The organism is Bombella dulcis, from assembly GCF_026385505.1.
GTDB lineage: Bacteria > Pseudomonadota > Alphaproteobacteria > Acetobacterales > Acetobacteraceae > Bombella > Bombella dulcis.
This window is the reverse complement of the sequence record NZ_JANIDV010000008.1, coordinates 1-10612: the sequence shown is the minus strand read 5'-3', so window position 1 is coordinate 10612 and position 10612 is coordinate 1. Positions and strand designations below refer to the sequence as shown.

General features: G+C 56.0%; 17 protein-coding genes. 3 read left to right on the top strand and 14 right to left on the bottom strand.

Translation table 11 applies throughout. The features are described 5' to 3' along the window. From NQF87_RS08485 to NQF87_RS08475, 3 genes are all read right to left on the bottom strand, one after another. The coding region (locus tag NQF87_RS08485; RefSeq protein ID WP_266127981.1) for a baseplate J/gp47 family protein at positions 1 to 540 on the bottom strand (540 nt) is incomplete at its 3' end. Further along, positions 527 to 892 carry a hypothetical protein gene (locus NQF87_RS08480; protein ID WP_266127980.1) on the bottom strand — a complete coding sequence of 122 codons (366 nt, stop codon included), beginning with the start codon at positions 890 to 892 and terminating at the stop codon, positions 527 to 529. The genes NQF87_RS08480 and NQF87_RS08485, both read right to left, overlap by 14 nt. A gap of 34 nt (positions 893 to 926) precedes the next feature. Next, on the bottom strand, positions 927 to 1424 hold the full coding sequence (locus NQF87_RS08475; protein WP_266127979.1) for a hypothetical protein: 498 nt from the start codon (positions 1422 to 1424) through the stop codon (positions 927 to 929). Positions 1425 to 2196: 772 nt separating this feature from the next. Between NQF87_RS08475 and NQF87_RS08470 the strand changes: the two genes are divergently transcribed. Beyond that, positions 2197 to 2619, top strand: a complete 423-nt coding sequence (locus NQF87_RS08470) for a hypothetical protein (RefSeq protein WP_266127978.1) — start codon at positions 2197 to 2199, stop codon at positions 2617 to 2619. 162 nt (positions 2620 to 2781) lie between these two features. Here the strand turns inward: NQF87_RS08470 and NQF87_RS08465 are convergent, their stop codons facing one another. Genes NQF87_RS08465 through NQF87_RS08450 form a run of 4 tightly spaced genes read right to left on the bottom strand, consistent with a single transcriptional unit; the run spans position 2782 to position 4777 of the window. Beyond that, positions 2782 to 3510, bottom strand: coding sequence for a BRO-N domain-containing protein (locus tag NQF87_RS08465; protein ID WP_266127977.1), 729 nt, complete (start codon positions 3508 to 3510; stop codon positions 2782 to 2784). Then, positions 3507 to 3761 carry a hypothetical protein gene (locus tag NQF87_RS08460; protein WP_266127976.1) on the bottom strand — a complete coding sequence of 85 codons (255 nt, stop codon included), beginning with the start codon at positions 3759 to 3761 and terminating at the stop codon, positions 3507 to 3509. The genes NQF87_RS08465 and NQF87_RS08460 overlap by 4 nt, the downstream gene beginning before the upstream one ends. Then, entirely contained in the window at positions 3758 to 4573 is an 816-nt protein-coding gene (locus NQF87_RS08455; RefSeq protein ID WP_266127975.1) for a KilA-N domain-containing protein, read from the bottom strand. Before NQF87_RS08455 ends, NQF87_RS08460 begins: the two co-directional genes overlap by 4 nt. Positions 4574 to 4594: 21 nt before the next feature. Continuing rightward, complete coding sequence (locus NQF87_RS08450; protein WP_266127974.1) at positions 4595 to 4777, bottom strand: hypothetical protein; 183 nt, start codon at positions 4775 to 4777, stop codon at positions 4595 to 4597. Between the two features lie 90 nt (positions 4778 to 4867). Between NQF87_RS08450 and NQF87_RS08445 the strand changes: the two genes are divergently transcribed. Both NQF87_RS08445 and NQF87_RS08440 read left to right on the top strand, forming a co-directional pair. Next, entirely contained in the window at positions 4868 to 5257 is a 390-nt protein-coding gene (locus NQF87_RS08445; protein WP_266127973.1) for an Arc family DNA-binding protein, read from the top strand. A 2-nt stretch (positions 5258 to 5259) separates the two neighbouring features. After that, on the top strand, positions 5260 to 5673 hold the full coding sequence (locus NQF87_RS08440) for a hypothetical protein (protein ID WP_266127972.1): 414 nt from the start codon (positions 5260 to 5262) through the stop codon (positions 5671 to 5673). Here the strand turns inward: NQF87_RS08440 and NQF87_RS08435 are convergent. From NQF87_RS08435 to NQF87_RS08405, 7 genes are read right to left on the bottom strand one after another with little or no spacing between them, the layout of a single operon-like run. Continuing rightward, positions 5670 to 6299: a Gp138 family membrane-puncturing spike protein gene (locus NQF87_RS08435; protein ID WP_266127971.1), complete on the bottom strand. Its 630-nt coding sequence runs from the start codon at positions 6297 to 6299 to the stop codon at positions 5670 to 5672. The genes NQF87_RS08440 and NQF87_RS08435 overlap by 4 nt on opposite strands. Then, on the bottom strand, positions 6286 to 7341 hold the full coding sequence (locus NQF87_RS08430; RefSeq protein ID WP_266127970.1) for a hypothetical protein: 1056 nt from the start codon (positions 7339 to 7341) through the stop codon (positions 6286 to 6288). Before NQF87_RS08430 ends, NQF87_RS08435 begins: the two co-directional genes overlap by 14 nt. After that, positions 7338 to 7637 carry a phage baseplate plug family protein gene (locus tag NQF87_RS08425; RefSeq protein ID WP_266127969.1) on the bottom strand — a complete coding sequence of 100 codons (300 nt, stop codon included), beginning with the start codon at positions 7635 to 7637 and terminating at the stop codon, positions 7338 to 7340. Before NQF87_RS08425 ends, NQF87_RS08430 begins: the two co-directional genes overlap by 4 nt. Next, positions 7634 to 8311 (bottom strand): hypothetical protein, encoded by a 678-nt coding sequence (locus NQF87_RS08420; protein ID WP_266127968.1) that lies wholly within the window; start codon positions 8309 to 8311, stop codon positions 7634 to 7636. Before NQF87_RS08420 ends, NQF87_RS08425 begins: the two co-directional genes overlap by 4 nt. Further along, complete coding sequence (locus NQF87_RS08415) at positions 8311 to 9870, bottom strand: lytic transglycosylase domain-containing protein (RefSeq protein WP_266127967.1); 1560 nt, start codon at positions 9868 to 9870, stop codon at positions 8311 to 8313. Before NQF87_RS08415 ends, NQF87_RS08420 begins: the two co-directional genes overlap by 1 nt. Next, positions 9857 to 9997 carry a hypothetical protein gene (locus NQF87_RS08410; RefSeq protein WP_266127966.1) on the bottom strand — a complete coding sequence of 47 codons (141 nt, stop codon included), beginning with the start codon at positions 9995 to 9997 and terminating at the stop codon, positions 9857 to 9859. The genes NQF87_RS08415 and NQF87_RS08410 overlap by 14 nt, the downstream gene beginning before the upstream one ends. Beyond that, positions 9994 to 10455, bottom strand: a complete 462-nt coding sequence (locus NQF87_RS08405) for a phage tail assembly chaperone (protein WP_266127965.1) — start codon at positions 10453 to 10455, stop codon at positions 9994 to 9996. Before NQF87_RS08405 ends, NQF87_RS08410 begins: the two co-directional genes overlap by 4 nt. Between the last annotated feature and the right edge of the window lie 157 nt (positions 10456 to 10612).

Here is a 10612-nt window from a genome sequence, read left to right as displayed (position 1 = left end):
CGTGAGGGACGCCAGACCCAGCCCCGCCTGATAGAGCGTCAGGCTGCTGGCGGGGCAAGTGATGGCCCCGGATGTCTGGCATGTCAGGTCCAGGCTGGCCGTGCTGGTCTGGGGCAGGGTTATTGACTGTGGAGCCACATAAAGGCTCCCGTCGGTGCCCTCCGCCACAACCGTGCCTGCTGGTATGGTCTGGCCCTGCGCATTCACGACGGCCTGAACCGTGACGGTCGTGGCCGTGGCGGGGCGTCGGTCCATGAAGTAAATGTGGCCTATGGCATCCTGCATCCGACCGGAGGAAGAGGCGGGGTCCACCCCGTTGAAAACGGCCAGCATGGCCGAGAGGAAATCGCCCAGAATGGCGGTTTCTGAGATCGCAATCTGCCCCTGTGGGGTGGACAGGGCCGTATTGGCTCCCCCACCCAGAGCGGCATTCATGTCCGCCAGAACTCCGGCAAGGATGTCCTGCTCGGAAGGGGCTGTGAAACCCGCATCGGTCAGGGACGGGGATGGGACATTCGTCATGAAATCAGAATTTTGCATGGTCCGTGCTCCCGTCCGTGAATGTTACAAGGATGACGCCTGTTAGCTGCCGTTCTCTGGTGGGGTTGGCGAGATGGCATGTGGCCGCTGCGACGCCGGGGACCGACATGGCCGCATCCTCGATCTCCGAGGCATAGAAGGAGAGGTCCACATCGGAGCGGAGAATGTCCGTGTCATAGGGGATGCCCTGCCCGGTATCGTAAATGACCTCGCCCAGCCACGTGCGGGCGGCGGAGCATACGTCCTGGAGCATGGCGGCCCTGTCGTTCAGCACGACGAGGTTTCCGGTGCTGTCCAGTGTGAGGTCCCAGTCATCGGTGAGGGAGAGGGTTTTCATGGGTGCTCCGGGCATAAAAAAAACCCTCCCGGTGGGGGAGGGTTTGCAGTTACTTCTCATCATTTTTTGAGAGTGACGGAGGGCCAGCTTTGGTAGGCAAGGTTCTTATCACTAGAACGGCTAAGCCAATTAGGAGGGTAGTCGTAGCTACAATGCCGGCCACGTACATGTGGTCATGTATGGCTAGTTTGTACGCAACGGACAGACAGCCAAGACCGAAAATGAGGCCTATGAAGGTTCGGGAGATATCACTCAAAAAAGCGAACCATTGCGCACGATAAGCCGTATCATTTTGTGTTTCATTGTTTTTTCTGGCCATTGCCAAGATAAGATCCAGTACTTCACCATTCTTACCGATCTTCGAATAAGCTTCCAAATCACTGGCAGATGGTAGAGGACCAACGTGTAGTTTCTGGGTGTGAACAACCTTAGAGGCCTGAACGATTCCAGTCTGTAAGTTCTCTCCGCCAAGGGAAATGGTGTGGACCTTTGCTGCACCGGCAGGAGAAGAATACTTCCTAGGAGGTGCTTCTTCAGAGTCAGTCATTTGGTGGATGCGGATTTTTCTTCTGCGTAGGTATTGTCTGCCTCTTTTATTGCAGCTCGCAGGGAAGCTCCAGTTTGTCTCCATGCCGCAGCTGTAAGAGAATTGGCTGACGTGGCTGCGTAAGAGGCGGGCTCACCGCCAAGGGAATACATGGCAGTAAACACACCCATGACACTCTGGCAGATGTGTCTGACGATATGGGGCATCACAAATCCTCTTAGGTGTGAAGTGTGTCTCATGCTGTGCACATATAGTGCACGAATCACTGTATGACGATTATACAAAATATGGAAGAATTTCTTTGGAACACATAGCGGGGATGGGCCATGAGTCTCCCTTAGATGGGAAGGTTTTAATATTTAGCTGCTAAAATGTTCTGGTCCAGCCCAGCATTTTGCACAGGCGGGGAACACGACCATGGAGTGTGCAAACACTGTTGTTGGTTGTGAATAATACTATCATGCACTACTGCCTGTCTGCTTATCTCCGCATGGGAGGCAAATATCGGCTGATGACGAATTTCGTCGGCAGTTAGCTGGGATGGTATCCTCGCTAAGGTGAGGAACCCCTTTATAAAAGGGGGATAAGGGATTCTTTTTATAGCCTTAGAGAAAACTAGAAGATGAACTGTATAGAGTCTGAAGTCTCAGGTATGGCTGGGCAAGGGGTGCAAAGCCGTGAGGAACGGCCGGAACTAGAGTGGTCATAAACTGCAACGTTGGGGAATCTCCCCTATCTTTAGTGGGTGTTAGGAAGGCGAGGAGGCGACGCCATGAGAATTATCGTGACGAGAATAGGCATAGTGCTAAGTCTGGTGCTGGGGCTGTTGGGTACGCCTTTGGCTGCCCAGGCTGATACGATCAATGATCTGAGCGAACGTCTCATGCAGGCCATGCGGGATACAGAGGAGCAGGATTATGATAGCAATGCTGCCGATCGAGTGGACCAGATCAAGCGTGAATTCGATAACAAGATTTCAGAAATTGCCAAGAAAGAAGGCTCTAAGGCGAGGGCGGCACTCAAGAAGGCCATTATAGCCTGGATGGCCTACCAGAAAGCTATGGGCAAGGCAGTCAAAGCTTCTCATTCAGAGTCTGGGGGAGATGACGGGGCCGTTGCAGTCTCTCATTTCAACGCCATGACATCACAGGAGCTATTGAAGATTCTTGATCAGTTTTTCCCCAAGCACCAGTGAAACACATCCTACTGGCAACGGCCTATACCCGGATATGGATGTCATCCTGATTGAGCGGAACCATCTGCGTGACAGGAGCAAGCTGGGCGGGTAAGCGTCATCCTGGCGGGGAGGTCTTGCTCCCGCCGGTTGTCCCCCGCATGAGCGGGGAACACCTTCCGTCTACGCTGCTTCATCCTCAAACGGAATGGCGGACTGACCAAGGGCTATGGCTGCATTGTGCATCCTCACCCAGTGTCCGCCGGTGCCCTGAAAGAAGGGGCGAGCTACAGCGGAGGGATAGAGCCACTTGCCGGATATAGCGCAGCGGTGGCGGGGAATGCCCAGTTCCTCACATAGCTTGCGGAGCGTGCGCCCCACCCGCTGTGTCAGGCCAGAACGCCCCTTCTGGTGCGCCTTGTATTCAATCAGCCATGCATTGGCTGTCTTGTAATCCTCTACCAGTGAGAAGCCCTGCTCGGCCAGAATGGCCCGGACGATGTTTGGCCCTTCCGTGCGGAGGGCTTTGGCGACAACACCTTTCATGATGCCGCCGGTCTCCTGTGCCGTCAGGGCCTCGGGGGAAGCCGGGTTGTAGGCCCCGGTACGGCGGATGGTGGGGAGGATGGTGTCGAAAACCAGAGCCTCGAACTCCTGCGCCGCCGGCAGCTTGGAGCGGACGATCAGCCGCATTACGTCACCTTCCGTCAGGACACGGACCCGTTGGGTTCCTCCGCTTGTTTGAAGGGGGTAGCGTTTTACGACCCCCTTACAATGCTTAGAGATGGCATCATTGGGGTTGGCGTATCCCAAAGCGGCGCATACATCATTACCCACAAAGAGCGGCTCACCGTCTTTCTGGACGACACGCACATCATGGCCGGAGAAGGCAAAAGGAATGATGTTGCTCATGCGGCTTCTCCTTCTGCGATGCGAATTTCTTGTACGAAGTCCGAATATTCTTCGTTCTGGTGATTGATAAGCAGGCGTACGAGACCAGACAGAGGAACACCGGCGTTTTCTCGGTCTGGGATGCTGTCTTCCACAATGGTGAGAGCAGAAATCAGATTATCCCAGTTCTGCTGCACAAGGCGGCAGGAAGAAAGCAGCCGCTCAAGCCGAGCCTCTGGCGTGATGGCAGTGAAGGCGTTGGTCTTGCTCATGCTACGCCTCCTTCACCTTCCAGCGCATCCAGAACGGACGGATACCATCGCCACTGCTGCACTGTCCCTTCCGCATGGGCTTTTGTCTGGTCCTCAAGGCGGGCATAAGCGCGGCCTTTTTCGGTAGGTGTCCAGACAATCCGCCCTTTGGCATCTCGGCTGTCGGTCTGGTAGCCGCTGCTTTTCAGTAGCAGGTTTGCGCCCCGTGCGTTGGTGCCGAAGTGCTGGCCGATTTCCGTGGCGTTCAGGGTGCGGGCCTGAACAGGAGCGGGCTGGCTTACCGCCTCCCAGCCATACGCCTTGGCAACATCGATGCCGGTTTGGGCTTTTGCTGTGGCCAACGCCTTCAGGCGTGCTTGTCCGACTTCCATCCCCATCTGCTTGTTGAAGCGGAGAGCAGCACTGAAAGCCAGACGTGCCCGGCGCAGGGGCAGGGTAGTGTCCATGTTCTTGGTGCGGGACATCTTCCCCTGCACCAGATCGTCAAACGCCCGGATGACCGTCAGGTTGAAAGAGGGGCTGATCCACATCGCATAGGCATAGACCAATTCTTTGCAGACATAGGTGCCGGGGGCATTGCCGCCTGTAACTGTGGAAACTGGCTGAAAATCGCCAAAGCAGGAATTCTTGCTTTGGCTGTTTTCTGCGATTTCCCGAACAAGTTCCTTAGTCTGCTTGTTTGTCAGCCATAGGCTCGGGCGTTTCCCATTTTCGCCGCCAGCGGCTCGGTGGCAATCGTTCAGGCAGAACCGTCCTTCAGCATCCTGATTGATTTTTGTGGATGCGATAGTCAGTGTTGTGGTATTACTCATCACAAGGTGTCCTTTCGAGGTTCATTGTTCAGAGGCGTTGGGTGTCTGTTTGGCGATAGGACCCAACGCCTTTTCTTTATCCATTTCCTGCCTCAGCACGAATACGGTCTGAGCGTTGATAGATCGCTCGTTTCGCTTAGCTTCACCCGCCAACCAACGCTTTATTTGCGCTGGGATGCGGATATGAAGCGCACATGTTGTCATGTTGCCTCCTGTTTATACCACCGTGGTATATTTAGTGTGTACCACCGTGGTATTATTGCGGTCAATACCATTTTGGTAGATGTTTGGGTTATGAGCAGAAACGATCCTCAAATTCACGTTCGCATTCCGCATGACCTCAAAATCAAGCTTGAGGAAAGTGCCAAGCTAGCCAAGCGTTCCATGAACGCTGAGGTTAGTAAGAGGTTACTATCGACTTTTTTTGATAGTAACAAAGGGTATGGCTATGATGAGGATGATTATGAAAGGGATATTTTTGAAGCTCAGCAGAGTATAAAAGAAAGAGAGGCGGATCTTGCTAAGTTGCCGCCTGATGCTGATCCTATAGAAAGGGCTATCTTTCGGTATGAGCTAAGAAAGGCAGAGCATTATTTAGATCATTTAGAAAATGAATTAGAAGATTTTCACAATAGAGAAAAATTATATCGGGAGATATATCACTCTAACGAAGAGGACGAATGACCATGAAACACTTCCTTATCATCACCGCCGCCGTGCTGGGGCTGGCGGGGACGGCTTGGTCGGCAGCCCCGCTGACATTGCAGCAGCAGATGGAGGCTAGTCGGAAGGCATTGGAAGAGACATGTAAGCCGAATTGCAGGCACCCTTCTTATGAGCCGTCTCAAGAGCAGTGGAATGCCTTTCTAGCTCGTGACCGCGCCGAAGGAGAAATCAAACTCAGGAAGATGGGCATGGCCCCAGATGTTGCCAGCAAGGCCATTTGGGCAGCCCAGAACAAGCCCGGGAGTGCCTGCACCCAGTACGTTCATCAGCTTCTTTCTGATTATGACAGCGGGGCGGACCGTGGAGGGTATGACGAAGACCTTGTGATCTCCATCGAGCATTCTGGCACCTGTGAGCGTAAGAACCTCGATTAAGAAGGGGGCGAGGTCCTGCTCCCGCCGGATTGCACGCCGCCATGCGTATGCTGCTTGAGCGAAATGCCGCCTGCTTTCACATCCCCACTTGTCTCAATATCGCAGTTGGCCGTCACTTTTCCTGCCTCGATTGAGACAGTGCCCGGTGTTACGATCCGCCATCCACTATCCGTGGCCTGAATGAACTGATCCGGCCCGTTATTCAGGAATCCGCCGACATACACGCAGTCTTCCATGGAAAACTGACGGAATGAGGCAGGAGGAGCGGGCTCCCGGGTGGTTACGGCATGGGTGTGATCCCGCCCCGAGATGATGATGAAGCCAATGTCGCCCGGTTTCGGGTCTATGATGAGGGCGGACGTGCCTCCCTGGATGCGGAGGTAGGGCACATTGTGAATCATCTGCCGGGGATAGGCTCTCCCCAGAGCGTCCTGCTGGTGGACCATCGGCTGCACGTCCACGGTCCCTGTGATTGACGCCTCACCCGCATGGACGGCCATTACCTGTACCAGCATGGAAGGACCAAGGTCACGGATGCGCCCATCGATGCGGCGGTCAATGGATGCGGAAAGGTTCGCTCCCGAGCCGCCCCGGTTCAGATAGGGGATATCGTTATTTGACGGCAATTTTCTCTCCAATATTCGTACGCTGGCAGTCAACAAAGGTGTGCCAGTTCCCGCCCGGGATTTCGGCCGTGACCTCATGGGTGATGCTGATGGGCAGCCAGATGCCGTCCCACGGCCCCCTGCCGACACTTTGCCCCTGCTGGTTCAGACCATTGGTGCCTGTTACCCATCCAGCCGGGGTGTAACGGTTCTTCATCTTGATGGGCTGATAATAGGCAATGTCGGGCCGCAGTAGGGTCGTGAAGGATATGCCCGCACGGTTGTAGGTCGGGTATCCAATCAGGCCTGTCTCAACAGAGATGAGGGGGATCGTGTCTTCAAGGGCACTTTTTGTTACCCCGCCGTAGGTAGGCCCCCACACCTCAACCAGCCCTATGGAGGCGGAACCATCTTTATCATTTCTGGCGGATATTGGTTGGGAGTTATATGTTCCTCCACACGCCTTGATGACCTTCTCGATCATCTGAAGGGTCGTCCCCTCAAGATAGGTGTTTGTCAGTGTGGCATGTCGGTCCCATCCACCGTGATCGATGAGCTGATAACCAGACGCTGTACATATATCGGATAGAATGGACACAACCGAACGGGGGCCGCGATAGCTTATCGGGTCGGGAAGAATTCCGGCCAGAAGAACGCTGGTCATGGCATGGGCACGGAAGACCGGCTCGCCGCCGTTCAGGTCGGCATAGCCTTCCGTCAGCAGCCCCATGAAGAGCGTCGTCAGCGGCCTGCCATAATCGCCCACCCGTACGATCACGGTGGAGTTGCTCTGGTTCACCGTACGGGGGTTCTGTGCGTTGGGATAGTTCGCAACGTAGGACAGGCGATTCATGTCGTTGAGGGACATGCCGTAGATTTCAATATCTAGCTCGCTGCCCACGCTCATGCCCGCATGAGAGACGATGGCCTTGATCCTGTAATCGCTTTCAAGCGTCAGGCTGTCCGTGCCGCCATCTGGCCGCACGATGTTGAATGTCACGGCAATCTGCTTGCGTGTGAAGGACCCCACGCTGGGGATGGCCCTGATATGTTCTCCGCTCATGCTGCACCATCGTCATATTGTAGGATGAACCGGCTGCCCACGCCGTCGTAATAGGGGTCTGCATTGCCCTGCGTGTCCGTGAAGAATAGCCTGCCGGGGAGAGGGCTGGCCGGGTTGCGGATGAGGTCCACACCGTTGAAGCAGATGGCCCCCATGATGAGCGGCTGCTCATCCAGCCACAGGTCCAGATACAGCCCCGTGGAAAGCTGCCGTACCCAGAGCCTCACCTGCCTTCCGGAAAGCGAACAGGTCACCTCCTGCGCCGGAAGAGGCTGTAACGGGATTGAATAGATCATGATGTTCCTTCCTGCGGCTCTGGTGAAACGGACCCGTTATTCTGGGTCTGCGCCCCCTGCGGGTGCCTTACGGTGACCCATCCGGTCTTCTTCGTGCTGCGGACTTCCTGAAGGGCGACATCAGCCACGATCATGTTGATGCCCTGATCAGATTTCCGCTCGATCCGGTAGTTGATGATGTTGGCGTGCTTGTAGATACGCTCTGGCGTGGCGACGAAATACAGGTTCGTATCCTTCACCAGCGCGGCCAGTGTTGCGACAAAATCCCTACGGACAGTGTCAGGGCCGTCCCCCAGGATGCCCCTGACGAACCCCGGGAGAAGATTTTCAGCAATGCTCCCCGTTTCGGAACCATCGCAGATGAACCGGACCGTTGCCGTGAATGGCTCGTACACCTTGTTATAGCTGGAGAAGTTCCCGTCTTCCTGTGGCGACTTGGAGATGGTGGAATATTCGTTGATGCCAAGGGTTTCCACATGAGCCGCCGAGAGTATGCGATCAGGGCCTTTTCCGAACAGGTTGTCGACATCATCTCCCAGAACACGGGCGGCAATGCTGGGCTGCCTGTCCTGATACCGCCGGAATATGCCCCATTGCCGTGCTGCCCGCTGGATCGCCCATCCGTCTATCGCACTGCCTGCAAAGCCGGACAGGGGTGCCTTCCAATCTGCCATTATCCCACCTTACTGGCTTCGTGTTGTTCCAGTGCTTCAGACGCCCCCTGGCGGGCCATGCGCCGGATGTCATCGGGTTTCCCCATCCCGCCGTTGACCACGACATTTACCGTCGGGGCGTTCGTCGTCGTGTTGTGGTGCACGACGTTGCCCGTCTGGTAGTTCCTGCCAACCTTGGCGAGGTAATCGGATGTCTCTCTGGGGAGATATGACCGCCATTGGCCACCGTTCTGTTTCAGGTCTTTGTCAAGGTTCCCCGGTCCCCAGTTGTAAGCGGCGAGGGCCTTTGAGAGGTCCTGGTATTTCCCCAAAAGCTGGCTCAGATATTTCTGGCCTGCCGCCCATGATTGGTCCGCATCAAACGGGTTCGTCACACCCAGCCAACGGGCCGTTGATGGCATGAGCTGAAGCAAACCCTGCGCTCCTGCACGTGAGACAGCGTTGGGGTTCCCGTGGCTCTCCTGCATGGCGACAGCCCCGGTCAGGCGTTCGAGATCGACATGATGCAGGGTAACCGACCGAGGCTTGCTCATGTCGTAATCGTCGCCCGTTCCCAGCTCGTGCGGGGTGAGGGCGGCCGCAGCAACGCCGACAGGACCAGCGAAACGGGCAACTCCTCCAACAAGGCCAGCCTCGGCTATGCCAGCCCCGCCGCCAATCCCTGTCAGCCCCCGGATTATCCGCATGAATGATTTTGCGGTCAGGAGTGCGGAAAGGACAGAAAGTGCGGAGGCGATCCCTGCTATGTCATCGGCGATCTCCTTGGGGTGTGCTTTCTCCAGTGCTATGAGTGCCTGAAGGAAATTGTGGATTGATGGTTCAAGGTCTGAAAAGACCTGCTGCATCACCTGATCCGTGTTCGCCTTCAGTTCCGTCCAGTCGGCAAGAAGCTGCTCGCCCTGCCTGATCTGTGCCTCGGAGGGGCCCAGGCCTTCAAATCTTTTCTTGAGGTCATCGTAATCCTTGCGATCGACCAGATTTGTAATGTCCGTGCTCCCGCCTAGCTGCTGGATATAGTGATCCTGCACGCCACGGCTGAGGCTCTGGAACTTTCTGGAATGGGCTAACTGATCCAGCGCATCTGCCCGGACCTTCCCGTTCTTGTCGATGAAATCAACGCCTGTGAGCTGGCTGATGCGCGTAAGTTGCGCCAACCCTTCATTGGTGCTGGCCTTGCTCTGGATGCTCCTGAAGAATCCGTCCACGTCCCCCGGGCTCACTCCGGCCGCTTTGGCCGCCTCATGAAGCTGGGTCAGCTTCTTTGGGGCAATGTCGAGCTGCCGGGACAGGCTGCCCAGTGCCGTATTGGCGGCAGCGATATCCTGCGTAAACGCCGCAATCCCGGCCCCGCCCGTGAAAAGGGCGATGGCCCCCAGAGCTTCCCGGCGGAAGTTGGCGAAGGAGTCAGCCCCTTTTTTCCCCACGCCCTCAAGGCTTTTCCCGGTTTTTTCAACGGATTTCTCAGTTTTCGTCAGGCTTTCCTGCGCCTGTTTCGCCCCTTTCATGAGGCCCCCAGCATCCATGAGAAGCTGGACGGTCAGGACATCAAGAATAGCCATTTACACGCTCCACGGCCGCAATTTCCCAGAGAAGCCACATGTCTTCACTGTCGTAGACGGTCTTCAGCTCATGCAGTGTTGCCAGTCGTGTCCCCATCACCAGAGAAAGGGGGGCCGAGACATTCACGCATCGGGCTGGTTTTCGTCCACCAGCTGACCCCGAAGAGCCGCGATCATTGGGTAAATCTGGTAGATTGCGGCCCTGAAAAAATCCACGTTCAGCTTGAACGCCTCCGTGCGCAGGGCCGGTATGGTGTTGGCGTCTGCAATATCCGCATCAATGATGGGAGCAGGCTCCACGGATGGATTGCCGGGGTCCCGGCGGATTTTCACGCAGTCCATCAGGCCCTGGAAGGCCATGTCGCACTCTTCGTCGCTGAGATGGGAGAAGAGGGCCATGCTCTGGCCGGAGAGGCCGGCAATGCCGCTTTCCAGAGCCTCACGGGGTGTCCGTGCCCCGGAACGCCCCAGAGCACGGACGACATTGCGTGCCCACCGGTCTGCGGTGAAGGCCGACATGCGGGTGATGATGAACTGCTTGCCCGCATCGGGGCCTTCAGCAGGGGACCATTCAATGCTCTTCATGTCTTAAATCCCCGAAGGCAGGACGTTTTCCCACCGGATGTGAACGGATCGTTCTTCCAGAAGCTCGCCACCATTGGGGACGGCGGAGAGTTCCAGCACGCAGCCGGAGACAAACGTGTATTTCCGGTTGAAACCTTTCAGCCTCAGCTCTCCATTG